This is a genomic window from Arthrobacter sp. 179 (genome assembly GCF_052379645.1).
GTDB lineage: Bacteria > Actinomycetota > Actinomycetes > Actinomycetales > Micrococcaceae > Arthrobacter_H.
Genome location: NZ_JBQSYU010000003.1, coordinates 170,891 through 196,983 on the forward strand (window position 1 = coordinate 170,891; position 26,093 = coordinate 196,983).

The 26,093-nt window shown below is 67.6% G+C and carries 21 protein-coding genes and 1 riboswitch; of the genes, 15 read left to right on the plus strand and 6 right to left on the minus strand.

Features of this window, described 5'->3' with window-relative positions:
* Positions 1-45: 45 nt before the first annotated feature.
* The 8 genes from glyA (at position 46) to ACT3UE_RS03460 (ending at position 9,396) form a co-directional block, all read left to right on the plus strand.
* Positions 46-1,389, plus strand: coding sequence for a serine hydroxymethyltransferase (gene glyA, locus ACT3UE_RS03425; protein ID WP_444566270.1), 1,344 nt, complete (start codon positions 46-48; stop codon positions 1,387-1,389).
* 2 nt (positions 1,390-1,391) lie between these two features.
* Entirely contained in the window at positions 1,392-2,609 is a 1,218-nt protein-coding gene (locus ACT3UE_RS03430; protein ID WP_444555534.1) for a sarcosine oxidase subunit beta family protein, read from the plus strand.
* Positions 2,610-2,633: 24 nt separating this feature from the next.
* Entirely contained in the window at positions 2,634-2,963 is a 330-nt protein-coding gene (locus ACT3UE_RS03435) for a sarcosine oxidase subunit delta (protein WP_444555535.1), read from the plus strand.
* On the plus strand, positions 2,960-5,890 hold the full coding sequence (locus ACT3UE_RS03440) for a sarcosine oxidase subunit alpha family protein (RefSeq protein ID WP_444555536.1): 2,931 nt from the start codon (positions 2,960-2,962) through the stop codon (positions 5,888-5,890). The genes ACT3UE_RS03435 and ACT3UE_RS03440 overlap by 4 nt, the downstream gene beginning before the upstream one ends.
* Positions 5,883-6,527 (plus strand): sarcosine oxidase subunit gamma, encoded by a 645-nt coding sequence (locus ACT3UE_RS03445; RefSeq protein ID WP_444566271.1) that lies wholly within the window; start codon positions 5,883-5,885, stop codon positions 6,525-6,527. Before ACT3UE_RS03440 ends, ACT3UE_RS03445 begins: the two co-directional genes overlap by 8 nt.
* Complete coding sequence (locus tag ACT3UE_RS03450) at positions 6,527-7,927, plus strand: L-serine ammonia-lyase (protein WP_444555538.1); 1,401 nt, start codon at positions 6,527-6,529, stop codon at positions 7,925-7,927. The genes ACT3UE_RS03445 and ACT3UE_RS03450 overlap by 1 nt, the downstream gene beginning before the upstream one ends.
* A 31-nt stretch (positions 7,928-7,958) precedes the next feature.
* A complete protein-coding gene (gene purU / locus ACT3UE_RS03455) occupies positions 7,959-8,864 on the plus strand; it encodes a formyltetrahydrofolate deformylase (RefSeq protein WP_444566272.1) in 906 nt (301 codons plus the stop codon).
* 73 nt (positions 8,865-8,937) lie between these two features.
* Positions 8,938-9,396: a universal stress protein gene (locus ACT3UE_RS03460; RefSeq protein WP_444555540.1), complete on the plus strand. Its 459-nt coding sequence runs from the start codon at positions 8,938-8,940 to the stop codon at positions 9,394-9,396.
* A gap of 12 nt (positions 9,397-9,408) precedes the next feature.
* Here ACT3UE_RS03460 and ACT3UE_RS03465 read toward each other — a convergent pair whose 3' ends face one another.
* The 3 genes from ACT3UE_RS03465 to speB all read right to left on the minus strand — a co-directional run bounded on the left by ACT3UE_RS03465 (position 9,409) and on the right by speB (position 12,817).
* Positions 9,409-10,008, minus strand: a complete 600-nt coding sequence (locus ACT3UE_RS03465; protein WP_444555541.1) for a hypothetical protein — start codon at positions 10,006-10,008, stop codon at positions 9,409-9,411.
* A 100-nt stretch (positions 10,009-10,108) separates the two neighbouring features.
* A complete protein-coding gene (locus tag ACT3UE_RS03470; RefSeq protein ID WP_444555542.1) occupies positions 10,109-11,830 on the minus strand; it encodes a thiamine pyrophosphate-binding protein in 1,722 nt (573 codons plus the stop codon).
* On the minus strand, positions 11,831-12,817 hold the full coding sequence (gene speB, locus ACT3UE_RS03475; RefSeq protein WP_444555543.1) for an agmatinase: 987 nt from the start codon (positions 12,815-12,817) through the stop codon (positions 11,831-11,833).
* Positions 12,818-13,007: 190 nt separating this feature from the next.
* On the opposite strand from speB, the gene ACT3UE_RS03480 reads away from it, so the two are divergent.
* Positions 13,008-14,981, plus strand: coding sequence for an amino acid transporter (locus tag ACT3UE_RS03480; RefSeq protein ID WP_444555544.1), 1,974 nt, complete (start codon positions 13,008-13,010; stop codon positions 14,979-14,981).
* Between the two features lie 6 nt (positions 14,982-14,987).
* On the opposite strand, the gene ACT3UE_RS03485 is transcribed toward ACT3UE_RS03480, so the two are convergent.
* Positions 14,988-15,563, minus strand: a complete 576-nt coding sequence (locus ACT3UE_RS03485; protein ID WP_444555545.1) for a helix-turn-helix domain-containing protein — start codon at positions 15,561-15,563, stop codon at positions 14,988-14,990.
* Positions 15,564-15,729: 166 nt separating this feature from the next.
* Between ACT3UE_RS03485 and ACT3UE_RS03490 the strand changes: the two genes are divergently transcribed.
* From ACT3UE_RS03490 to ACT3UE_RS03500, 3 genes are all read left to right on the plus strand, one after another.
* Positions 15,730-17,262 (plus strand): sodium:solute symporter, encoded by a 1,533-nt coding sequence (locus tag ACT3UE_RS03490; protein WP_444555546.1) that lies wholly within the window; start codon positions 15,730-15,732, stop codon positions 17,260-17,262.
* A gap of 157 nt (positions 17,263-17,419) precedes the next feature.
* A riboswitch (SAM riboswitch) is annotated at positions 17,420-17,530 on the plus strand.
* A 50-nt stretch (positions 17,531-17,580) separates the two neighbouring features.
* Positions 17,581-17,826 (plus strand): hypothetical protein, encoded by a 246-nt coding sequence (locus ACT3UE_RS03495; protein WP_444555547.1) that lies wholly within the window; start codon positions 17,581-17,583, stop codon positions 17,824-17,826.
* A gap of 235 nt (positions 17,827-18,061) precedes the next feature.
* Positions 18,062-19,210, plus strand: coding sequence for a VIT1/CCC1 transporter family protein (locus ACT3UE_RS03500; RefSeq protein WP_444555548.1), 1,149 nt, complete (start codon positions 18,062-18,064; stop codon positions 19,208-19,210).
* A 26-nt stretch (positions 19,211-19,236) separates the two neighbouring features.
* Here ACT3UE_RS03500 and ACT3UE_RS03505 read toward each other — a convergent pair whose 3' ends face one another.
* On the minus strand, positions 19,237-20,454 hold the full coding sequence (locus tag ACT3UE_RS03505; RefSeq protein ID WP_444555549.1) for a hypothetical protein: 1,218 nt from the start codon (positions 20,452-20,454) through the stop codon (positions 19,237-19,239).
* Positions 20,455-20,560: 106 nt separating this feature from the next.
* On the minus strand, positions 20,561-21,721 hold the full coding sequence (locus ACT3UE_RS03510) for an LOG family protein (protein WP_444555550.1): 1,161 nt from the start codon (positions 21,719-21,721) through the stop codon (positions 20,561-20,563).
* Between the two features lie 78 nt (positions 21,722-21,799).
* Here ACT3UE_RS03510 and ACT3UE_RS03515 point away from each other — a divergent pair, with 78 nt between their 5' ends.
* The 3 genes from ACT3UE_RS03515 to ACT3UE_RS03525 all read left to right on the plus strand — a co-directional run.
* A complete protein-coding gene (locus ACT3UE_RS03515) occupies positions 21,800-25,189 on the plus strand; it encodes a DEAD/DEAH box helicase (RefSeq protein WP_444555551.1) in 3,390 nt (1,129 codons plus the stop codon).
* Positions 25,190-25,291: 102 nt separating this feature from the next.
* Positions 25,292-25,558, plus strand: a complete 267-nt coding sequence (locus tag ACT3UE_RS03520; protein ID WP_444555552.1) for a hypothetical protein — start codon at positions 25,292-25,294, stop codon at positions 25,556-25,558.
* 104 nt (positions 25,559-25,662) lie between these two features.
* On the plus strand, positions 25,663-26,093 hold a 431-nt coding region (locus tag ACT3UE_RS03525; RefSeq protein ID WP_444555553.1), incomplete at its 3' end, for a hypothetical protein.

Sequence of the window (26,093 nt, forward strand, 5' to 3'; positions counted from 1 at the left end):
CAAGAGATATATCAGTTGTCGACGTAGTGCGGATAAGGAGTACCCATGACCATCGCCACCACAGGTCAGGTCTCAGCGAAGTCATTGACGACTTCGTTGGCGGAGCTTGATCCCGAGGTTGCTTCGCGGATCGATGCCGAGCTGGCCCGCCAGCAGGACGGTCTGGAAATGATCGCCTCGGAGAACCACACCGCCCAGGCGGTCATGGAAGCCCAGGGCTCGGTGCTGACCAATAAATACGCCGAGGGATACCCCGGGCGCCGGTACTACGGCGGCTGCGAGCATGTCGACGTGATCGAGTCGCTGGCGATCGAGCGGGTCAAGGCCCTCTTCGGGGCCGGTTTCGCCAACGTCCAGCCGCATTCGGGCGCCCAGGCCAATGCCTCGGTGATGCACGCGTTGATCCGTCCCGGGGACACGGTCATGGGCCTGAACCTGGCCCATGGCGGTCACTTGACCCACGGGATGAAGATCAACTTCTCCGGACGGCTGTACAACATCGTCCCGTACTCGGTCTCCGAATCCGATCTGCGGATCGATATGGACGAGGTCGAGGCGTTGGCGATCGAGCACCAGCCCAAGATGATCGTGGCCGGCTGGTCGGCGTATCCGCGCCAGCTGGACTTCGAACGCTTCCGGGCCATTGCCGATCAGGTCGGCGCCTACTTGTTCGTGGACATGGCCCATTTCGCCGGTCTGGTCGCTGCCGGGTTGCATCCTTCCCCGGTGCCCCATGCCCATGTGGTCACCTCCACCACGCATAAGACGTTGGCCGGCCCGCGCGGCGGGATCATCCTGACCAACGAGGCCGATATCGCCAAGAAGATCAACTCCGCGGTGTTCCCCGGTCAGCAGGGCGGGCCGTTGGAGCATGTCATTGCCGGCAAGGCGGTGGCGTTCAAGATCGCCGCCTCCGAAGAGTTCGCCGAGCGCCAGGCGCGCACGTTGGCCGGGGCGAGGATCCTGGCCGAACGCCTCACGGCCGCAGATGTCGCCGAGTGCGGGATCAGCGTGTTGACCGGGGGCACGGATGTGCACCTGGTGTTGGTGGATCTGCGGGATTCGGTCCTCAATGGCCAGGAAGGCGAGGACCTGTTGGCGAAGATCGAGATCACGGTCAACCGCAATGCGGTCCCGTTCGATCCGCGGCCTCCGATGGTGACGTCGGGGCTACGGATCGGGACCCCGGCGTTGGCCACCCGTGGTTTCTCGGAGGCGGCCTTTACCGAGGTCGCCGACATCATCGCGTTGGCGTTGATCGCCGGGACCGCCGACGGCGGTGCCGACGCGGCGGTCCTTGACGCGTTGAAGGCCAGGGTCACCGCCCTGGCCACCGCCCACCCGCTCTACCCGGAACTTCCCCTTCTCTCTTCCACGATTGGAGCCTGATCATGGCCGATCTGCTGCCCGAGCACCCTGAATTCCTGTGGCGCAATGCCGAACCCAAGCCCTCCTATGACGCAGTGATCGTCGGCGGCGGCGGACACGGCCTGGCCACCGCCTACTATCTTGCGAAGAACCATGGAATGACGAACATCGCCATCCTGGAACGCGGCTGGCTGGCCGGCGGCAACATGGCCCGGAACACCACCATCATCCGTTCGAACTACCTCTGGGACGAGAGCGCGGCGCTGTACGAGCACTCGCTCAAGCTCTGGGAGGGCCTGCCCGAGGAGCTGGACTACGACTTCCTGTTCTCCCAGCGCGGGGTCATGAACGTCGCCCACACCCTGCAGGAAGTGCGCGATTCCAAACGCCGGGTCAATGCCAACGCCCTGAACGGGGTGGACGCCGAATGGTTGGAGCCGAACCAGGTCAAGGAGCTGTGCCCGATCATCAACACCGGGGACGACATCCGCTACCCGGTCATGGGCGCGACCTACCAGCCGCGGGCCGGCATCGCCAAGCACGACCACGTCGCCTGGGCCTTCGCCCGCAAATGCGACGAGATGGGCGTGGACATCATCCAGAACTGCGAAGTCACCGGATTCGTCAAGGACGGCAACCGCGTGGTCGGCGTCGAGACGAGCCAAGGACGCATCCTCACCGACAAGGTGGGCTTGTGCGGGGCAGGACACTCCTCGGTCCTGGCCGAAATGGCGGGTTTCGACCTGCCGATCCAGTCCCACCCGCTGCAGGCCCTGGTCTCCGAGCTCTTCGAGCCGGTCCACCCCACGGTGGTCATGTCCAACCACGTCCACGTCTACGTTTCGCAGGCACATAAGGGCGAACTGGTCATGGGTGCCGGCGTGGACCCCTATAACGGCTACGGCCAGCGCGGTGCCTTCCATGTCATCGAAGAGCAGATGTCGGCCGCGGTCGAACTGTTCCCGATCTTCTCCCGGGCGCATCTGCTGCGCACCTGGGGCGGCATCGTCGACGTGACCATGGACGCCTCCCCCATCGTGTCCCCGACACCGATCGAGGGGATGTACGTGAACTGCGGCTGGGGCACCGGTGGCTTCAAGGGAACCCCCGCGGCCGGCTACACCTTCGCCCACACCATCGCGACCGGGGAAGCGCACCCGCTAAACGCCCCGTACGCGCTGGACCGCTTCGAGACCGGACAGCTGATCGACGAGCACGGCGCTGCCGCCGTCGCTCACTAGCACCCACTTCCAGAAGGACTTCCCATGCTGCTCATTGAATGCCCCAACTGCGGGCCACGCGATGAAACCGAATACCACTACGGCGGCCAGGCCCATGTCGCCTATCCGGAGAACCCGGACGAGCTGACCGACAGCGAATGGTCGCGCTACCTCTTCTACCGCAAGAACCCCAAGGGCATCTTCGCCGAACGCTGGAACCACGCCGCCGGCTGCCGCAAATGGTTCAACGCATTGCGGGACACCTCCACCTATGAAATCCAAGCCATCTACCAGTTGAACGAGCCGAGACCCGATATCGCCTCCCCCGAGCTGATCCACGCACGGCAGAACACCCCCGAAGGAGGAACACGATGAGCCCCACCCAGCCCGCAGCGCCGCTGGCAGGCCGCCTCGGCGCCGACCAGGTCCAGGGCCACGGCATCGACAGGTCCCGGACCATCAGCCTCACCCTCGACGGGCGGGCCCTCGAAGCCCACCCCGGTGACACGGTGGCCTCGGCCGCCCTCGCCGCCGGCCGGATCGGCTGCGGCAACTCGCTGTACCTGAACCGCCCGCGCGGCATCCTGGCCGCCGGCGTCGAGGAGCCCAACGCCCTGATCACCGTCGCCTCCCGCTTCGCCGGGCAGGTCGACGAGTCCATGCTCCCGGCCACGGTCACCCACGTGACCGACGGGATGAAGGCCAACTACCTCAGTGGTCTGGGGGTCATGGATCCACGCCGTGACGAGGCCTACTACGACCGCAAGTACGTGCACACCGACGTGCTCGTCGTCGGCGCCGGCCCCGCCGGGCTGGCCGCCGCCCGCCAGGCGTCGGACTCGGGGGCGCGCACGATCCTCATCGACGAACAGCCGGATCCGGGCGGATCGCTGCTCTCCTCCAGCACCGAGGAGATCAACGGCACCCCCGCCGCCCGGTGGGCCGCGGACACCGCCGAGGAACTGGGCCGGGGCCAGGAGTTCACCTATCTGAACCGCACCACGGCCTTCGGCGCCTACGACGAGAACTACATCATCGCCGTCCAGCGGCGCACCGACCACCTGGCCGAGGATCCGGGGGCCGGGGTCTCCCGCGAACGCATCTGGCATATCCGGGCCAAGCAGGTCGTGCTGGCCACCGGCGCCCATGAGCGTCCGCTGGTCTTCGCCAACAACGACCGCCCCGGCGTCATGCTTTCCTCCGCGGTGCGCAGCTACCTGAACCGTTACGGCGTCGCCGCCGGTTCCCGGGTCGTGGTCGCCACGACCAACGACGCCGCCTACGCCACGGTCGCCGACCTGCATGCGGCCGGCGTCGTCGTCGCCGCGGTCGTCGACTCCCGCACCGAGGCCTCGGCCGAAGCCTCGAAGGTCCTGGCGGCCACCGGCGTCCGCTCGCTGCTGGGCTCCGCCGTGGTGGACACCGCCGCCGACGGGTCGGGCCGCGTCGCCTCGGTGACCGTCACCGCGGTGGACCATGACGGTCAGGCCACCGGCACCGCCGAAGAGATCGACGCGGACCTGCTGGCGGTCTCCAACGGGTGGAGCCCGGTGGTGCACCTCTACAGCCAGCGCCAGGGCAAGGTCGCCTGGAACCAGGAGCTCGCGGCCTTCGTGCCGGGCAAGCCGCTGAAGAACATGCACACGGCCGGCGCCTTGAACGGTTCCTACGATCTGGCGTCCTGCCTGTCCGAGGGCCATGCCTCCGGTGGCGAGGCCATCGCCGCCGTCGGGCATTCGGCTTCCGTCGCCGCCGCCTCGACCGCGGCCTGCGACATCGCCCCGTCCCGGCCCTTGTGGCTGGTCCATGGCACCGGAGGCAGCGAAGGCGAATGGGACACCCATTTCGTGGACCTGCAACGCGACCAGACGGTCGCCGACGTCGTCCGCTCCACCGGGGCCGGCATGCGCTCGGTGGAACACATCAAGCGCTACACCTCGATCAGCACCGCCAACGACCAGGGCAAAACCAGTGGCGTGGCCGCCATCGGCGTCATCGCCGCCGTCCTGGGCATCGAGGAGCTCGGGGAGATCGGCACCACCACGTTCCGGGCGCCCTACACCCCGGTCGCCTTCGCCGCCCTGGCCGGCCGCCAGCGCGGACAAATGCTCGACCCGGCCCGGTTGACGTCCATCCACCCCTGGCATCTGGCCCATGGGGCGGTGTTCGAGGACGTCGGCCAGTGGAAGCGTCCGCGCTACTTCCCGCTGGACGGCGAGGACATGGATACCGCGGTGCAGCGTGAATGCGCGGCCACCCGTGAATCCGTGGGCTTCCAGGACGCCACCACCCTGGGCAAGATCGAGATCCGTGGCCGCGACGCCGGGGAGTTCCTCGGGCGGATCTACACCAACGGGTTCAAGAAGCTCAAGAACGGGATGGGCCGTTACGGCCTGATGTGCACCCCCGACGGGATGATCTATGACGACGGGGTGACCCTGCGGCTGGAAGAGGACCGCTACTTCATGACCACCACCACCGGTGGGGCGGCGAAGATCCTGGACTGGCTCGAGGAATGGCTGCAGACCGAGTGGCCGGAGCTGGATGTGGTGTGCACCTCGGTGACCGAGCAGTACTCCACGGTCGCCGTCGTCGGGCCCAAGTCCCGCGCCGTGATCGCCAAGCTGGCCCCCGATCTGGACCTGACCAACGAGAACTTCAAGTTCATGGCCTTCCGCGAGACCACGTTGGCCAGCGGGATCCCGGCACGGATCTGCCGGATCTCCTTCTCCGGTGAACTGGCGTTCGAAATCAACGTCTCGTCCTGGTACGGACTCAAGGTGTGGGAGGACGTCGCCGCGGCCGGCGCCGAATTCAACATCACCCCGTACGGCACCGAGACGATGCACGTGCTGCGCGCCGAAAAGGGGTTCATCATCGTCGGGCAGGACACCGACGGGACCGTCACCCCGCAGGACGCCGGCATGGACTGGGTGGTCTCCAAACTCAAGGACTTCATCGGCAAGCGCTCCTATGCCCGTGCCGATACGGCCCGCGAGGACCGCCACCATCTGGTGGGGGTGCTGCCGGTGAACAAGACCACGCTGTTGCCCGAAGGGGCGCAGCTGGTCACCTCCGGAACACCCATCACCCCCCAGCAGGGTCCGGTGCCCATGGAGGGCCACGTGACCTCCAGCTACCGCAGCCCGGCCCTGGGCCGAACCTTCGGTCTGGCCTTGGTCAAGAACGGCCGCAACCGCATGGGCGAGGTCGTGCAGTCCCTGTTGGACGGCGAACTCGTCGACGTCGAAATCGCATCCCCCATCCTCTACGACCCTGAAGGGAGCCGTCGCGATGGCTGAGAACACCTTGGAAGCACCCTCCGTGAGCCAGGAGGTCGCCGCGCTGCGCACCAGCCCGGTCGGTTATCTGGCCCGGGACATGGCCGCCGGCTCCGTCGCCGGTGAACGGGGCGTCGCCCTGCGTGAACTGCCGTTCCTGACCCAGATCGGCCTGCGGGTCGTGCCGGGGTCGGCCACCGCCCGGGTCATGGAGTCGGCGCTGGGACTCTCCCTGCCGCAGCGCGTGGGCGAGGTCGGCGGCGACCAGGACCGCGCGGTCCTGTGGCAGGGACCTGATGAGTTCCTGCTCGTCGGGCCCCCGGACAGCGTGGACGCCGCTCCCCTGGCCGAGCTGCTGGGCGACGGCGAAGGCGCCCTGCCCGGCTCCGTCGTGGACCTGTCGGGGAACCGCACCACGCTGGAACTCTCGGGCCCCTCGGCCCGGTCGGTCCTGGAGAAGGGGTGCCACTTCGATATGCACCCCTCGGTCTTCGCCACCGGTTCAGCCGTCACCACGACCATCGGCCCCGTGCCGGTGATCTTGTGGAAGACGCAGGAGGACACGTTCCGGATCATGCCGCGCGCCTCCTTCGCCGATTACATGGTGCATTGGCTGCTCGATGCCATGCTCGAGTTCTCGGCGGCAGAGGTGGCCTGATGGCACTGAGCACCCTGGACCTGTTCTCGGTGGGAATCGGTCCCTCCTCCTCCCATACGGTCGGTCCCATGCGGGCGGCCCGGCGGTTCACCGCCGGGCTGGCCGCGGACTCCCTGCTGTCCTCGGTGGCCCGGGTCAAGGCCGAACTCTTCGGCTCCCTGGGGGCCACCGGCATCGGCCACCATTCCGATCAGGCGGTGATCCTCGGGTTGGCCGGACATGATCCGGCGACGGTCGATACCGCCATCGCCGGGGAGCTGGTGGCCTCCTGCCTCCGCGAGGGGAGGCTGCCGCTGGGCGGTGGCGCCGATATCGGATTCAACGATGAACGTGACGTGGTCCTGCACCGGCGCAAGTCGTTGCCCGCCCACCCCAACGGCATGGTCTTCCAGGCCTTCGGGGCGGACGGGGCGACGATCCGTCAGAGCACCTACTACTCCATCGGCGGCGGGTTCGTGGTCGACGACGTCTCGGCTGAAGCCGACCAGCTCGTCTCCGACGAGACCCCGTTGCCGCATCCGTTCAACACCGGCGGCGAGCTGCTGGCCGCCTGCCAGACCTCCGGACTGTCCATCGCAGAAGTGATGATGGCCAACGAGAACTCCTGGCGGCCCGAGGCGGAAACCCGGGCCGCCCTGCTGCACATCTGGTCGGTGATGGAGGAATGCGTGGAAAACGGCTGCACCCGTACCGAGCCGGTGCTGCCCGGCGGGCTGAAGGTCCGCCGTCGTGCCCCGGAGTTGCGGGAGAAGCTGCGCCAGCAGGAGGCGGAAGGCCGCATCAACGGGCTGGAACCGGCCGACCCGCTGTGGGCGATGGAATGGGTGAACCTCTACGCCCTGGCGGTGAACGAGGAGAATGCCTCGGGTGGGCGCATCGTCACGGCGCCGACCAACGGGGCCGCCGGCATCATCCCGGCGGTGCTGCACTTCTATGCGCGGTTCATCGACGGCGCGGACGAGGACGGGATCGTCACGTTCCTGCTCACTGCCGCGGCCATCGGCATCCTGTTCAAACAGAACGCGTCGATCTCCGGCGCCGAGGTCGGCTGCCAGGGCGAAGTCGGGTCGGCCTGTTCGATGGCTGCGGCGGGCATCTGCGCGGTGCTGGGCGGCACCCCGGAACAAGTCGAGAACGCGGCGGAAATCGGAATCGAGCATAACTTGGGGCTGACCTGCGATCCCGTGGGCGGGCTGGTGCAGATTCCGTGCATCGAACGCAATGCCATCGCCTCGGTCAAGGCCATCAACGCCGCCCGGTTGGCCCGCCACGGTGACGGCGAACACCGGGTCACCCTGGATCAGGCCATCGAAACGATGCGTCAGACCGGGGCGGACATGAAGGATAAGTACAAGGAAACCTCGCGCGGCGGACTCGCCGTGAACGTCATCGAGTGCTGAGCAGCCCTCCCTTTCCAGAAAGCAGGAACCCATGGTCCAGGCCTCCGACTCCCCCATGCACGAATTCGTCCTGAGCCTCGATTGCGCCGAACGACCGGGCATCGTCCATGCGGTGTCAGGGTTCCTGCTCGACCATGGCGGGGACATCCATGAGTTGCGTCAATTCGACGACTTCCATGAGGGCAGGTTCTTCCTGCGGGTGCATTTCGTCAGCCGTCCGGGCCCGGATTCCCCGCGGGTCGCCTTGGATCCGGAGCTCGAACTCCAGCGCCTGCGTGGGGCCTTCTCCGAACTCGGCGCCACGTACGGGATGCAGTGGAGCCTACGCCCGCTGAACGAGAAGCGCCGGGTGCTGGTGATGGTCTCCAAATTCGGGCACTGCCTCAACGACCTGCTCTATCGTTCACGCATGGGCGAATTGCCGGTGGAGATCGTCGCCGTCGTCTCCAACCACCTCGACCACCAGTCGCTGGTTCAATGGCATGGCATCGACTACCACCACGTTCCGGTCACCGCCAACACCAAGCCGGCGGCCGAGGCCCGGCTGCTGGAACTGATGGAGGACTACGACGTCGAACTGGTGGTCCTGGCACGCTACATGCAGATCCTCTCCGATGAGCTCAGCCGCCAACTCACCGGGCGCACCATCAACATCCACCATTCCTTCCTACCCAGTTTCAAGGGGGCCAAGCCGTACCACCAGGCCCATGCCCGCGGGGTGAAGACGGTCGGGGCGACCGCCCATTACGTGAACAGCGAATTGGACGAGGGGCCGATCATCTCCCAACAGGTCCAGGACGTGGACCACACCTTCTCCCCCGCGGATCTGGTCGCGGCCGGACGAGATACCGAATGCCGGGCGCTATCCAACGCCGTGCGGTGGCATTGTGAGGGCCGGGTGTTCCTGCTGGAGAACAGGACCGTGGTCCTGCGCTAGCTGTACAGCAAGCCGTCGACGATAAGCTGGAAGGCCAGGAGCCTCCCCGCACGGGGAGGGATCGGAGGTTGTGATGGCAGAAGAACGCCAGGGATTGGTCATTGTCGGAGTCGATGGTTCCGCCTCATCGGTGGAGGCGCTGCGTCAGGCCCGGCATGTCGCCGTCGGGTTGAACGCACGGATCGAAGCGACCGCCTGCTGGGACTACCCGCCGATGCCCGAACGGTACGAAGTCATGGGCATCGAGGGGTTCTCCGAACGCGTCGAACACACGGTCGCGGCCGCCTTGAAGGAGGCCTACGGACCGCAGATCCCGGAGAACGTGAGCATCCGGTTGCGTCAGGGCAGTGCCCGGCCGACCCTGATCGAGGCCAGCAAGGAGGCCGATATGCTCATCGTCGGTCGTCGGGGCCGCGGAGGATTCGTCGGGCTGCTGATGGGCTCGGTCAGTTCGGCCTGCATCGCCCGGTCCTTCTGCCCGGTGCTGGTGGTGCGGGGTCCAGCACTGGCCGATACCGAGATCCCCGACTGATCCACGCCCCGTTCAGACGCCCAGCGCGTCGACGGCGCTGCCGATGAGCAGTACGAAGCCGGCGGCGACTGCCGCTGCCGGGGCGGCCACCACGGTGCTGGTCAGCCCCAGGGCCAGCCCGGCGATCCCCAGCGCCACCATGACCGAGCCGAGCCAGAGGAATATCGGGGCGGCGAAGGCCCGGGCATAGGGCAGGAAATGTGCGCCCACGGCCAGGGCGACCACCGCCGGTTCCAGGCCCTCGCGCCCTGCGGCTTCGAGCCAGCGGATCCCGATGAACATGATCGCGAACATGGCGATCAACCCGCCGAAATAGACGATCCCACCGGTCCGGTCCGGCCGGGGGTGGGGCGGAAGCGGCCGGGGCCGCAGCAGCACCGCCCAGACCCACAGTCCGAGGGCGGCCAGCCCGAGTAGCCGCAGGCCCAGGGCCCACGGCCCGTCCAGGGCCGGGGTATTGACGACGATGAAAGCGCAGCCGCCCACCGCGCCGACCACCGAACCCGATACCCGGGGATGTCCCATCCGCCGATATCCGGGAACCGGGGTCGTGCCGGTGGGCGGCGGCGCCGTGGCGGCGCCCTGGTCCGGGGTGCTCGTGCGTTCTTCCATGGCCTGCTTCCGTCGTGGGATCGGTTCACGACCCTACTACCGGGGGGCTTCGGGGCGGCAGTGACATCGGTCATTGCCGCCCCGGGACCTTCCCGGACGCTTAGTCCAGGTGGGTCGGGGCGAACATCTTCAGCAGGGTCTGGACCACGATGACGTTCGGGCCATCCGCCGCGAAGGATTCCTCCAGGGCCTGGGCGATGTCTTCGGGGGCCACGGCTCGCGCCGGGATACCGAAGGACTCCGCCAGGGCCACGAAGTCAGGCCGGGACAGCTCGGTGGCCGTGGCCTTGCCGAACGCCCCTTCCATGTATTCGCGCAGGATGCCGTAGCCCCCGTCGTCGACGATCAGCCAGGTCACCGCCGTGTGGTGCTGTTTGGCGGTGGCCAGCTCGGCGATCGAGTACATGGCCGAACCGTCGCCGGAGACGGCCAACACGCGCCCATCGATCCCGGTTTTCCCATCCACCGCAAGACCGACGGCACCACCGATGGCCGCGGGATACCCATATCCCAGGCCGCCGGCACCCTGCGCCGAATGGAACCCGCCCTCGCGGGCATCCCAGCAGCTCCACCCCCAATAGGCGGCGATCGTCATATCCCAGAAGGTCTGCATCGTAGCCGGGACGGCGGCCCGGATGTCCGCCATGAACTGCCGTTCCATGCCCAGATCCTGGGCGTCCAGGCGTGCTCTCACCAGGTCCAGGGTCTCGGCCACGACCTGCTCGGGGGTCTTTCCGTGCCAGTCGACGGATTCCGCGTCGCGTCCGGCTCCCGTGGTGCGCTGGACCTCCAGGGCGTCCGAGAGGAAGCGCAGGGCGGTTTTCGCGTCGGCACGGATGCCCAGTGCCGGGCTGTTGGATTCCAGCACCCGGGGTTCTGCGTCGATCTGGATCATGCGTCCGCGCGGGGCCAGGGTGAAGTAGTTGGAGGTGACTTCGCCCAGCGCCGAGCCGATGACGATCAGCACGTCGGCGTCCTCGAGGACCTCGGTGGTGTGACGGTCCTCGATCCACGACTGCAGGCTCAGCGGGTGTTCCCACGGGAAGGCACCGTTGCCCCCGGGTGAGGAGATCACCGGGGCGCGGAGCTGTTCGGCCACGCGCAGCAGCTCGGCCTGGGCCCCTGCCCGGCGGACACCGCCACCGGCCACGATCGCCGGACGGTGGGCCTGGCCGAGCCAGCGGACCGCTTCCTCGATCAGTTCCACCCGCGGGGGGTGCTCGTAGGCTTCGGCGAGCGCGTCGACCACCGGCGGGACGAAGACCTCGGAGAGCAGCACGTCCTGCGGGACCTCGACCCAGACCGGCCCCTGCGGCACGGTGATGGCGTCGGACCAGGCGTCCTGGATCGCCGAGGGGATCCCCGAGGCGTGGTGGACGGTGCGCTGGGATTTGGTGACGTTCGCGGCGGAGGCCTTCTGGTCGTCGAGCTGGTGGAGCATGCCCTTGCGTCGGGCCCCGAGGCCGTCCAACGGGATCTGGCTGGCGATGACGACCATCGGCACGCCCGTCGCATAGGCCTCCTGTAGACCGGCCAGCGAGGTCAGGGCCCCGGGGCCGGTGGACAGGAACAGGACGCCGACCTCACCGGTCGCGCGGGAGTAGCCGTCGGCGGCGAAGGCCGAGTTGTTCTCCACCCGGGAGGAGACGAAGTCCAGGTCCGACCGGGACAGGGCATCGAACAGGCCCAGGGCGTGTTGGCCCGGGATGCCGAAGACCGTGCGGGCCCCGAGTCCGCTCAGGGTCTCGATCGCCAGGTCGCCGCCGTTGCGCGGTGCGGTGTTCCCGGAGGTTTCCGGGGTGTTCTGCAGGGTGTCGGGCACTTAGGAATCCTTCTGCTCGGTGGTTCGCTTATCCGCCATCAGCGAGACGAGGTCGTAGGCGACGTGGGAGGCCGCGATGCCGGTCATCTCGGCATGGTCGTAGGCCGGGGACACCTCGACGAGGTCGGCTCCGACCAGGTTCATCCCGCGCATCCCGCGCAGGATCTCCAGCAGTTCGCGACTGGTGATGCCGCCGGCCTCGGGGGTGCCGGTGCCGGGGGCATGAGCCGGGTCGAGCACGTCGATGTCCACGGAGATGTACAGCGGCCGGTTGCCGATGCGGTCGCGCAGCTTATCGACGATTTCACGCACCCCCTGGTAGTAGACGTCCGAGGAGGTCACGATGCCGAAGCCGAAGCGCTTGTCATCCTCGAGGTCCTTCTTACCGTACAGCGGTCCACGGGTTCCCACATGGGAGATCGCCTCGGTATCCAGGATCCCTTCCTCGACGGCCCGGCGGAACGGGGTGCCGTGGGTGTATTCGGCCCCGAAGTAGGTGTCCCAGGTGTCTAGGTGGGCGTCGAAGTGGAGCATGGCCACCGGTTCCCCGGCCCGCTCGGAGGCGGCGCGCAGCAACGGCAGGGCAATGGTGTGGTCCCCGCCGATGGTCATCAGCGTCGAGCCGTCGGCGGTGAGGTCCAATGCGTTCTGCTGGATCGTTTCGATGGCGTCGTTGATGTTGAAGGGGTTCACGGCCATGTCCCCGGCATCGGCGACCTGGACCTCTTCGAACGGGGAGAGGTCCATGGCGGGGTTGTAGGGCCGCAGCAGGCGGGAGGACTCCCGGACATGGTTGGAACCGAACCGCGCCCCGGGCCGGTAGGAGACCCCGGCGTCGAAGGGGACCCCGACGACCTTGATGCCGGCCTCCGGGGCCTGGTCCAGTCGCGGCAGACGGGCGTAGGTCGCCGGTCCGGCAAAGCGCGGGATCTTCGATGAATCGATGGGGCCGATCTTTCCATTGGCCTCGACGCGGATCTCTTCCATGCTGCTCCTTCTCGACGGGCCCCCTGAACGATCCCGCCCATGGTTGCCTAATAAGATACTTTCGTTGCCTTCCATGCTATTTGTGGTGTGTGGCACAGTCAAGACGCCCGGCGAGGTTCCGCCCGAAAGGTCCAGACCGTGATGATCCCGGACCCCTCACAGGCCCCCGGCAGGCGTAGTGTTCGGGTTCATGAGCAGTGCAGCAGGCCCTCGACGCGCGGGCGGCCGCGCGGGCGCTTCGGCGCCCGGCGGGCGCCTCGGTGGCTGGCTCATGGATTCGGCGGTCGCCCACCCCGAGGCCCCCTGGCAGGACCGCCCCTCCCGGGTGGCCGGCCAGCCCTGGTGGAAGGTCATGTGCCTGTCGGGGCTCGACTACTTCTCCACGCTGGGTTACCAGCCGGCCATCGCCGTCCTGGCCGCCGGGGTGTTGGCTCCCCTGGCCACCGTGGTCCTCGTCGCGGTCACCCTCGGTGCCGCGCTGCCCATCTATCGCCGGGTCGCCTCCGAAAGCCCCCACGGCCAGGGCTCGATCGCCATGCTGGAACGACTGCTGCCGCATTGGAAGGGCAAGGTGCTGGTCCTGGTGCTGCTGGGGTTCGCCGCCACGGACTTCATGATCACCATGACGCTTTCCGCGGCCGATGCCACCGCCCACATCATCGAGAACCCCTTCGCCCCGGCATTTCTGGGCGGCCAGAACGTGGCCATCACCCTGGTGCTGCTGGCCCTGCTGACCCTGCTGTTCCTGCGCGGTTTCACCGAAGTCATCTCGTTGTCCGTCCTCCTGGTGGGCCTCTACCTGGCCTTGAGCGTCGTCGTCCTGGCCTCCAGCCTGGTCCGGGTCGCGGCCTCCCCCGGACCCGTCGGTGATTGGTGGACGACACTGAGCAGCAGCCATGCCAGTCCCTGGCTCATGATCGCCATGGCCCTGCTGGTCTTCCCCAAGCTGGCGTTGGGCCTCTCCGGCTTCGAGACCGGGGTCGCCGTCATGCCGCAGATCCGTGGCCGCGCCGACGACACCGAGGCGGCCCCCGAGGGGCGGATCGCCGGGGCGAAGAAACTATTGACGACCGCCGCGGTGACCATGAGCGTGCTGCTGGTCGTTTCCTGCGTGGTCACCACCTGGCTGGTCCCCGCCGACGCCCTGCAACCCGGCGGGGCCGCCAACGGCAGGGCCCTGGCCTATCTGGCCCATGAGCAGCTCGGTCAGGGCTTCGGCACCCTCTACGACCTGTCGACGATCCTCATCCTCTGGTTCGCCGGCGCCTCGGCATTGGCCGGCCTGCTCAACCTCATCCCCCGCTATCTACCCCGCTTCGGCATGGCCCCCGAATGGGCCCGGGCCAACCGCCCGCTGGTGCTGGTGCTGGCCTTGATCGCCGCCGCCGTCACCCTCGCCTTCGACGCCAGCGTCGACGCCCAGGGCGCCGCCTACGCCACGGGGGTCCTGGTGCTGATGACGTCCGCGGCGGTCGCCGTGGCGATCTCCGCCCACCGTCGGGGCCAACCCCTGCGCAGCGCCCTGTTCTCGCTCGTCGTCCTCGTGTTCACCTATACGACGGTCGCCAACGTCATCGAACGTCCCGACGGGCTGCGGATCGCGGCACTGTTCATCATCGCGATCCTCTTCGTCTCCTTCATTTCCCGCTTCCGCCGTTCCACGGAACTACGGGCCACGACCGTTTCCTTCGACGTCGCGGCCCACACGCTGTTGAGTGCCGCCGCCGAGGCCTCCTCGGTCAACCTGATCGCCCACGAGCCGGTCAGGTTCAGCGCCGAACGCTATCGCCATAAGCTCCAGCATGCCCGCACGGCCAGCCACCTGCCGGTCACGGCGAAGCCGGTGTTCATCGAAATCGGCATCGGTGATTATTCGGATTTCGCCCAGGACGTGCTGGTCCGCGGCACGCTGCGGCACGGGTATGCGGTCCTGGAGGCCACCGCCCCCTCGGTCCGCACGGCACTGGCGGCGATCTGCCTGGGCATCCGCGACGAATACGGCATCATGCCGCATCTGTACTTCCGCTGGACCGAGGGCTCACCGGTGCGCAACCTGCTGGGTTTCCTGCTGTTGGGGCAAGGGGAGATCGCCCCGTTGACCCGTGAGGTGCTCCGTGAGGCCGAACCGGATCTGCAGCGACGCCCGTGGGTCCATGTCGGCTGAACCCGGCTACCTCGACGCGGCAGGGACCAGCGTCCAGAGGACCACCGCTTCCTCCTCCGTGGGGTTGATCCACGAATGCGGTTCGCGGCCCGGGAAGGTGACCGAATCGCCGCCCTCGAGCTCGAAGCGTTCATTGGCGAAGATGATGATGAAGCGCCCGGAGACCACATGCAGGACCTCGACCTCGCAATCCACCGAATACAGTTCGTCCTCGCCCTGCCCATGGGGTTCGATGACGGCGCGGATGACCTGCAGCCGCTTCTCCGACCGACTGGTCACCAGGCGTTCGATGATGCCGTGCCCGCCCAACGAGATCCGCGGGGCATCATCGAAACGGACCACATGGGTCTCGGGCTGGGCAAACAGCTCCCCCACCGACACCGAGAGGACCTGGCACAACGTGACCAGCGAGGCCACCGAGGGCGAGGTCAGGTCGCGTTCGACCCGGGAGAGGAAGCCCTTGGTCAGCCCGGTCGATTCAGCCACCTGTTCAATCGTCATACGCTGGGCATGACGCGCCGCCCGGATCTTCGAACCGATGGCAATCGGGGCGTTGCTGGGCTCGACGGGCAAGGCCTTCATGGGCGGTGTACTCCGGGTCTTCACAATGGATGTAGGTGCTGCATTACGTCACACAGCATAGGCCAATTGACCTGTTAGCCAGATCACTTTAGCTTAGTAGGCAACAGATGTTTACCTGTAAACATCATTTTTTGATCATCCTCCCTTTTCCGACCAGAGGTTCCCCATGGACATCATCAATATCGCGATCGTCATCGCGTACCTGATCGCGATGCTCGCGTTCGGCTGGTGGGGCAAGTCCCGCACCAAGAACAGCAGCGACTACCTGGTCGCGGGGCGCCGACTCGGCCCCTTCTTCTACACCGGAACCATGGCCGCCGTCGTACTCGGGGGCGCCTCCACCGTCGGCGGCGTCGGCCTGGGCTACGAATTCGGCCTCTCCGGCGCCTGGCTGGTCATCGCCATCGGCATCGGGGTGCTGCTGCTGAGCATGTTCTTCGCCCCGCGGCTGCAACGACTGAAGATCTTCACCGTCTCCCAGATGCTCACCCTGCGCTACGGCTCCAAACACGCCACCAACGCCTCGGCGGTGGTCATGCTGGCCTACACGCTGATGCTCTGTGCCACCTCCACCGGGGCCTACGCCACGATCTTCGTCGTGCTCTTCGACTGGGACCGCTGGCTCGCCATCGCCGTCGGCGGGGCGATCGTGCTCGTGTACTCCACCATCGGCGGCATGTGGTCCATCACCCTGGCCGACCAGGTCCAGTTCGTCATCAAGACCGTCGGTGTCTTCGCCCTGATGCTGCCCTTCGCCCTCTCGGCGGCCGGCGGCTTCGAGGGAATCTCCGCCGGCATCCCCGAACGGGCCCGCGATGAATTCTTCAGTTGGGGCGGCCTGGGCGCCGAGACGATCATCACCTACTTCGTGGTCTACACCCTGGGCCTGTTGATCGGCCAGGACATCTGGCAGCGGGTGTTCACCGCCCGCACCCCCAAGGTGGCCCGCTGGGGCGGAGCCACCGCCGGCATCTACTGCGTGATCTACGGCATCGCCGGGGCGATCATCGGCATGTCCGCCCGGGTCGCCCTGCCCGGCATCGACATCGAGGCCCTGGGCAAGGACGTCGTCTACGCGGAGGTCGCCATGACCCTGCTTCCGGTGGCCGTCGGCGGGATCGTCCTGGCCGCCGCCGTGGCGGCCATGATGTCCACCGCCTCCGGCGCACTCATCGCCGCGGCCACCGTGGCCCGCAACGACGTCACCCCCTTCGTCGCCAGCTGGTTCGGCAAGGAGATCGAGGTCAACACCGGGCGCAACCCCGAGCACGACGTCGCCGCCAACCGGTACTGGGTCCTGGGCCTCGGGGCCGTGGCGATCATCCTGGCGATCCTCGTCAACGACGTCGTCGCCGCCCTGACCATCGCCTACGACATCCTGGTCGGCGGGCTGCTGGTCGCGATCCTGGGCGGGCTGCTCTGGAAGCGCGGGAACGGCATCGGCGCCGCCCTGTCCATGGCGGCAGGGACCCTGGTCACCCTGACGACCATGATCACCCTGGAGGCACTGTCCACCGAGAAGTTCTCCGGGGTCTACGCCAATGAGCCCATCTACTACGGTCTGGGCGCCTCGTTGGTGGTCTATGTCCTGTTCAGCCTGCTCTCCCCGCCGACCCGCCCGGAAGTGGCCCGGCACTGGTCGGATCGGGTCGCCGGACGGGTCGACATGGAGGGCGTTTCCGCCGATCAGCAAGCCTGAACCCGCCCCGGCGTCGTCCTCGTTCCCCCCGGGTGACAGTGCTCCCGGGGGAGCAGATGTCGAACACGAATCTAGCCGCACCAACGCTGGGATGCAGCGGGAATGACGTGGAACACAGCTTGGGTTGCCCCGGCAATCACGTTAGGCTGGCAAAAAGCTTCATGAGACGCGGGCAACAGCTCCGACTACCCGCGCACCAACCCCAGGTTCGTGGGTGGTTCGGATGAAGAAGCGGCCCGCACGACAACGTGTTGGGTAAGAACGCACGAGAGGAAATCCGTGGCGCAAAGCGTCTCCGTCCTTCCAATTTTCGATTCGATGCTAGGCACCGTCTGCCTCAACGTGGACGGTCACTGGGAGCGCTTCATCGCGCCCCACCCCAAGGATCTCGACCATGCGCTGGCCAACACGGCCGGCCGACCGGTCTGGGAATCCGACTCCTGCGCACTGACCGTGCGTATTCCCCGGGCACACCGCCCCGACGGGGAAGCACAGGTGTTCTTCCTTGAACGCCTGCCCGTCCGCGACCGCGCCGAGGCTCCCTCGGGTATGCTGGTCGGCTGAAGGGGAGTAGTTCCACACCCCACCCGCGCTGGATCGTTGATCCGGCACGGGTGGACGAGGACCTGTCGACATACCGACCGCCCTCCCGGCGGTCCGGCATTCCACCCGGCACCACGCCGGGCGAACGAGACCTTCGGCCCGCCACTGGCGGTCCGAGGCTCGTGGCCACCCACCGACCTTTGACCGGCAGTCCCGCACCACCGCGGGGACATACGAACCGATTGAAGGACGCCCAATGACACCGGATGCCCCCTCCCCCGACGCCGATCCGCCAGCCGCGGAGGCCTCGCGTAGGGAGCCCACGCCCGCCGAGATCCGGCGCTGGCGCAAATACCTGGCCGACGAACGCGTCGAAGGTTCCATCTACCTCACCCTGGCCAAACGCCGTGAGGGCGAGGAACGCCAGATCCTGTTGGGTCTGGCCCGGGCGGAAGCCCGCCACCAGGAGCATTGGTCCAATCTTCTGGGCGAGCATGCCCGGAAGACCGCACGCCCCTCGCTCAGCCGCGTCATGCTGCGGTTCATGGCCCGCAACTTCGGCTCGGTCTTCGTCCTGGCCTTGGCCCAACGGGCCGAGGGCGCCTCCCCCTACGACAGCGACGCCGACGCCACCGCTCAGATGGCCGCCGATGAGCTGGTGCATGAGGAAGTCGTACGCGGGCTGGCGATCCGCGGCCGCAACCGGCTCTCCGGCAACTTCCGGGCCGCCGTCTTCGGGGCCAACGACGGGCTGGTCTCCAACCTGGCCCTAGTGATGGGCATCGGCGCCGCCGGGGTGTCCAGCGCGCTGGTCCTCTTTGCCGGGGTCGCCGGCCTGCTCGCCGGCGCCCTGTCCATGGCCGCCGGGGAATACGTCTCCGTCCGCTCGCAGCGCGAACTGCTCACCGCCTCCCAACCGACCCAGATCACGCTCATCGCCGCCCCGGACCTGGACCTGCAGGCCAACGAACTGGTCCTGGTCTACCGGGCCCGCGGCATGAGCCGGGAGGCCGCCGAGCACCGGGCCGCCGAACGGCTGGGGACCTTCAGCTGCGACTGCGACCCCTCATTGTCCCTGCAACCCGAGGTGCCCGAAACCGAAACCGGCGGCGACGAACACGAGGCCCTGGGCTCCGCCTTCGGCGCCGCCGCCTCCAGCTTCTGCTTCTTCTCCTCGGGGGCCTTGGTCCCGATCCTGCCCTACCTCTTCGGTATGGGCGGGCTGCCAGCCCTGCTGGTGGCCCTGCTCCTGGTCGGGGTCGCGTTGATGCTGACCGGGGGCATCGTCGGACTGCTCTCCGGCGCCTCCCCGGCCAAACGCGGGTTCCGGCAGCTGGCCATCGGCCTCGGTGCCGCCGGGGTCACCTACGTTCTCGGCCTGCTCTTCGGCGGGAACATCGGCTAGGACCCGCAGAACCCGGCCCCTTCCGTTCAGCTGGCGCGGCGCATCCGGCGGGCTGCGGCCACGGGGCGGCGGTCCCCCGCCGGGGGCGGGGTCGGCTCCTGCGTGTCCGGCTCGCCGGCCGGTTCGGTGCCCTGCCCGGGGGCCGGAGCATCCCGCCGTCCGGCCTTGGCTGCGGCGATCATCTCGCGTGCGGGCCGGCGTGGGGTCGTCGTCAACGGCCGGGGGGTCGCCCCGATCGGCGGCAACGGCTCCACGGGCACCTGCGGGGCGTTCTTCCGGGTCTTCGCCGCCTCGGCCTCCTCGGCCCGCGCGGCCTTCGTCCGGCGTTCGTGTTCCTGCCGGGCCGCCCTCTCCTCCTTGACCCGTTCGGCGGCGGCGGTCCGTTCCGCCTGGGCCCGCTCGAGCTCCGCCGCCTTCTGCGCCTTGGCCTGCTCCTCGCGGGCGGCCTCTGCCGCCTTCTCGGCCTCGACCCGCTCCTGTTCCGCGACCTTCTCGGCCTGGGCGCGTTCGGCCAGGGCGGCCTGCTCGGTCTTTTCCGTTTCCTTCAGTTCACGGGCGCGGCGGGCCTCGGCGGTGCGTTCGTTCCGGGCCGCCCGACGGGCGGTCTCGGCTTCCTCCGCCAGCACCAACCGTTCGGCCTTGGCCGCCTGGGCCGCAACGCCTTCCTCATCCTGCTGCGCCGCCTTCTGGGCGCGGGCCTGCTTCCGGGCGGCCTCCTTCGCCTCCTGGGCGGGGGTCAATGACTTGGCGCGGGGCTTCCGCGGGGAGGGACGCGGTGGTTCCGGCTCCGGGGGGCGCGGCGTATTGGGGTCGAAATAGTCGGCCAACCGATCCAGCGTGCGTTCGATGTTCACCGGGGTGCTGCGAGTGAACCCCATGACCTTCAGCGGCCATTGACGTTTCAGCCGCGAGGCATCCCAGGTCTCACGCACCAGCGTGCCCCGCGGGGCGGGGATCAATTCGTAGCGCCAGCGGTGGCCGTTGAAATGCCGCCAGGCGATCAGCCGGTTCTCCTCGAACTCCACCACCGTGTTCTGGATCCGATATCCCACGCCCAGGCGCATGTCCATCCCGAATTCGGAGCCCAGTGCCAGCCGCTGGGGTTCGTCCTGCCGGGCGCTCTTCACCGTGCCGGAGCCGTCGATGAGCGGATGCTTCGACGGGTCGACGAGTAGTTCGAAAATGGCCCCGGGAGGCGCCTGGACCAGGCGCTGCCGGGTCACGAGATAGGGATTCGAGTCCATAGCGCCAGCCTACCCAGCGCAGCTGCCGATCCTCTGGATCTCACCGGGCGCTGCGCCGACGGGTTCCGGGGCTCCTGCCCCGGGCCCGGGCCCCCCGGCGGGCCGGTCACCCGCCGGCGAGGATGTCCACGGCCGCCTCGGGGGTCTCCACCAGATGGATGGCCGCTGCCATGTCCCGGCCTTCGGCCAAGGATTCCAAGAGCGGCCAGGCCGGCAGTTCACGGGTCCAATGCCGCCGGCCCACCAGGATCATCGGGGTCTGGGTCCTGGCGGTTCCGTAATAGTTCTCGCAGGCATCCTGGAAGATCTCCTGCACGGTTCCGGCGGCCCCGGGCAGCACCACCAGCCCTCCGGTGCAGGCCTTGAGCAGCACGTCTTCACGGATCGAGTTGGCGAAGAACTTGGCGATATGGGTCGCAAACAGATTCGGCGGCTCATGCCCGTAGAACCAGGTGGGGATCCCCACCGTGGGTGTTCCCCGGGGATGGTCTTCCTGCACGGCGAGCGCGGCGCGCGCCCACTGCGAGATCGAGGGACGGAACGACGGGGCGGCGGCCAGCCGCGTGATGGCCGCCTCCAGGACCTCGTCCTCCTCCGCCGCGAGGTAGGCCCCGAGATTGGCGGCCTCCATGGCCCCGGGGCCGCCCCCGGTGGCGACCGTGAACCCGGCGCGGGCCAGGCTGCGTCCCAGATAGGCGGCGTCACGAAACCCTGCGGTGCCGCGTTCGGCCGCGTGTCCACCCATCACCCCGACCACCCCGCGGCCGGGGATCCGCCCCGGGGCATCGCCGTCGTGCGCACCGGCCAGCAGCTGCTCCAGGGCCACGCCGACCGCATGGTCGTGCAAGGTGGTGGCCAGGGCCATGTTCAGTCCGCCCCGACCGGCACCCCGGTGGCGGCTCCAGGCATAGATGCGCGCATCGGGGGTGTCCTCGTAGGCGTGGTCCTCCAGTCCCGCATAGAGGTCCTGTGCCGTGTAGAGCCCGCCGCGGTACGGATCGAACGGCAGCCCGGGCAGATCGGGGAAGACCAGGGCCCCGCGGCGACGTAGACCGGGGATGGAACCCGGCGGCAGATCACAGCCGAGGAAGACGGCACCGGAGACGTCGGACCGCTCCAACGCCCGTCCACGATCACGCAGATCCAATGATTGGCAATGCCAACCGGCCATCGGGACACCGCTGGTCTTCGTGCGGGAATCGAACTGGTCGACCGTGTCGATGTCCAGCTCACGGGGCGGTGTCTGCATCGCCGGCGAGGAGTTCATGAGCACACCCTACGGCGACAGCGGGCGGCCCGGCATCCTGGTTCGTCGGCAGGGGCCGGGACGTGAAACGATAGGAGGATGGCAGAATCCGATTTTCCCCTCGTTGACGCCCGCGAAATCCTCCGTGTGGTCGGTGGTGCGGCGTTCACCCGTGGGAAGGGCTATGCCAATGCGGAGCACGTCCTGGACCTGGAATTCAGCGCCGGGGACCCCCGGCTGACCGCCCGGGTCATCGGCACCGAGGAGGAGCCCTACAGCACCTCGGTGGCCCTCGTGGACCGCAAGGGGGAGTGGACGGTCGGCGAAACCTGGTGCAGTTGCCCGGTCGGCACCCATTGCAAGCACGCGGCCGCGCTGCTGATCTATTCGAACACCCTGCACCTGCGTGCCCAACGGGTCTTCTTCGAGAACACCGCTGCCCCGGTGAAGGTCCCCGCCTGGCAGGACACACTGAATTCGCTGATCAGCGCCGGCGGCCGCAGCGGATCACCGCAGCCCCGGGCAGGGGCCCGGTCCCGGGGCGGCTCGGACCGCCACCAGCTCCAGCCCCTGGCCTTGCAGTTCGAACTCCAGGACACCACCCAGGTCGCCCACCGGCAGTGGGCTCCCGGTTCCGGGGTCGGACACCAGAACAATTCCGGACACCGTTGGCGCCTGGGCGTGCGCCCCATGGTCCGGTCCGGCAACGGACGCTGGGTCCGGGGCAACCTGCGCTGGAACACCATCAGCTTCAAGACCTACGGACTGAACCTGGATGAGGAACAGCATCGCTGGTTCTGCCAGTTCGTCCCGCTCTACCGCGCCAACGGGCAGCTCTACTTCGGTGAGGACAACGACTGGCTCTACCTGGACGAATTCTCCTCCCCGCTGCTCTGGTCGTTGCTGGATGAAACCGAATCCCTGGGCATCCGGCTCATCGGCCCCCGGTCCGCCACCACCATCCGGCTGGCCGACACCGCCTCCGTCTCCCTCACGGCCGGGCATCCGGAGGATGACGACGGGGCCCTGGGGCTGACTCCCCTGCTCAGTCTCGACGGGCAGGAACTCGAGCTGTCCCCCGAGACCCCCGTGGGGGCCATCGGCAACCACGGCGTCTACGCGGCCCGGGAGGATGCCGAGCTGATCGTCTTGGCGCCCACCGCACGGAAGCTCGATGCCGCCGAGGTGGCCCTGCTGCACCAGCCCGAAACCGTCGTCGTTCCCGCCCAGGAAGTCGGTGACTTCATGTCCTCCGTCTACCCGCGGTTGGGACGCCGGCTGGCCATCAATGCCGCCGACGATTCGGTCGAGCTGCCGGGGATCCTGCCGCCCAAACTCATCCTCGAGGTCACCTACCCCGGCGGGGACACCGCCGAGCTGGCCTGGGACTTCGATTACGGGCATGGCCCCGTGGATGCGGACCTGCGCGATGTCGAGGCCGAATCGGCCCTCGAGGACGCCGCCCTGCACGCCGTCGAGGACTCCCCCACCTTGGCCGGTCGCGCCCTGGTCCCGCGCACCCTGCGCGGGCTGGACACCGTGGACTTCATCCGCCGGTCGCTGCCGCTGCTGGAACAGGTCGAAGGCCTCGAGGTCCGGGTCACCGGTCAGCCCCCGGCCTACCGTGAGCTGACCGAGTCCCCCGAGCTGACGGTCACCACCGTTGAATCGGATAAACGCGACTGGTTCGACCTCGGCCTGGTCGTCGCCGTCGGGGAGCACCGCATCCCCTTCGCCGACGTCCTGCGGGCCCTCTCCCGCGGGCAGAGCCGCATGCTCATGCCCGATAAGACCTACTTCTCCCTCGAGCACCAGCTCTTCGACAGGCTGCGTGACCTCGTGGCCGAGGCCGGGACCCTGAACGACAAGAACTCCGACCTGCAGATCACCCGCTACCAGGCCTCCCTCTGGGAAGAGCTCGAGGAGCTCGCCACCGTCACCGAGGGCCCCGATTCCTGGTACGCCGGAGTGAATTCGCTGTTGGATGTCGCCGAGGCCGATCCGCCGGCATTGCCCGCCGGGCTGAAGGCAACGTTCCGTCCGTACCAGCGTCAGGGCTTCGAATGGCTGGCCATGCTGTGGCGCAACAACCTCGGCGGCGTCCTGGCCGATGACATGGGCCTGGGAAAGACCGTGCAGGCCCTCGCCTTGATCCTCCATGCCAAGGACCAGTGGGATTCCGCCCCCGATGCCACCGGCGGATCCGACGCTGCCACCGGGACCCCGGCCTCGTCCTCCACCTCCGTGCCCGGACCGTTTCTGGTGGTTGCCCCGACCTCGGTGGTGGCCAACTGGTCGGATGAGGCGGCGCGCTTCGCCCCCGACCTGCGGGTGGCCGCCATCGCCGACACCCAGGGCCGGGCCGCCCGTCCGCTGGCAGCCATCGCTGCGGAGAACGACGTCGTGGTCACCTCCTATACGCTCTTCCGGCTCGACTCCGAGGCCTACCAGTCACAGAGGTGGTCCGGTCTGATCCTGGATGAGGCCCAGTTCGTGAAGAACAAGGCCACCAAGGCCCACCACGCGGCCCGCGATCTCGACGCCGCCTTCAAACTGGCCATCACCGGTACCCCGATGGAAAACAACCTGATGGAACTGTGGTCGATCTTCGCGATCGTCTCCCCCGGCCTCTTCCCTTCGGCACTGCGCTTCGCGGAGAACTACCAGCGCCCCATCGAGAAGCAGGGGCTGGATGAGCCGTTGGCCAGATTGCGCCGACGCATCCGCCCGTTCATGCTCCGGCGGACCAAGGACGCCGTGGCCACCGATCTGCCGCCCAAGCAGGAGCAGGTCCTCAATGTCGAGTTGGCACCGAAGCACCGGAAGATCTACGACACCCACCTGCAGCGCGAACGACAGAAGATCCTGCGCCTGGTCGAGGACATGGACAAGAACCGGTTCACCATCTTCCAGTCCCTGACGTTGTTGCGCATGCTCTCGCTCGATGCCTCGTTGGTTGATCCCGAATACGAAGGCGTTCCCTCGGCCAAACTCGATGTGCTCTTCGAGCAGCTGGCCGACGTGCTCGCCGAGGGCCACCGTGCCCTGGTGTTCAGCCAGTTCACGTCGTTCCTGAAGAAGACCGCCTCCCGGCTCGACGACGAAGGCGTCGACTACGCCTATCTCGACGGGTCCACCCGACGGCGTTCCGAGGTCATCGAAGAATTCAAATCCGGCCGGGCCCCGGTGTTCTTGATCTCGCTGAAGGCCGGTGGCTTCGGGCTGAACCTCACCGAGGCCGACTACTGCTTCCTGCTGGATCCCTGGTGGAACCCCGCCGCCGAATCCCAGGCCGTCGACCGGGTGCACCGCATCGGGCAGACCCGCAACGTCATGGTCTACCGGATGGTCGCCAAGGACACGATCGAAGAGAAGGTCGTGGCTTTGCAGGATGCCAAACGGCAGCTGATCTCCTCGGTCATGGATGCCGGCGAGGGCTTCGGCTCGGCCATGACCGCCCAGGACATCAGGGACCTGCTGGTCGAGTAGTCCCCACCCCGCGCATGGGTAGTTCTCCCCATCGCCCCATAACGCGCTTTCTTCTAGCCTGAATCCGGAAGAAGGAGCATTCGGGCGGTGGAGGGGGGCAACATGACGTGGAAAATCGATGTTCCCGCCGTGCGCACGGTCCTCGAGTTCAATTTTGGAGTCGATAGCATCCAGAGCACTGGGAAAACGGTGAGTGATGATTTCGGCAATTGGCAAAACTACTTCATCGATGGGATTCAGGAAGCGGGAAACAGCGCCGTGGACGGAACCCAGGAGTCAGCTGGCCGGGTAGGGGAACACCTCCAGCAGACGGCAGAGGGCCTGATGCGGGAACGCTCTGAAACACACCGCGATCAACCCACCCGTTAGAAAGGCATCGGATGACCCTCCGCAGCACCACCGGCGGCATCTTGGCTCTCGGACTTGTCGGCGCCTTGGCCATGACCGCCTGCACCCCCAACCTAGGAGAACCCATGGATGCAACTACGGCAGCTTCCTCCCCCTCCGGCCAGCGCGACGCCTTATCGATCCGCGAGGACTTCTATGTCGAGATTGCCCAGTTTACCGAAGAAGCCGGTGGAAAGTGGACGTATCTCGACGGCGATTCCTTCTCCCCCGAGGACCGTGCCTCATTCTCTCCGAAGGCCTGCGCCGGTGCCGACGACGACGGACCACGGCAATTATTGTTGCTCCTGCTCTCCGGGCCCAGCAAGGAAGGCCCGGCCGAGATCAAGCGCATCAAGTCGGTGCTCGAAGACCGGGGTCTGAAGGTCACCGGATATATCCCCGGCACGACCGATGGTGAGACGTCCTCCGTCGACGCGGAAAGCACCACGGGGCAATACGTTTCCTATGGCACCAATGCTCAGCGCACGACCGTCAGGTTCGGCAGCGAATGCTCCTC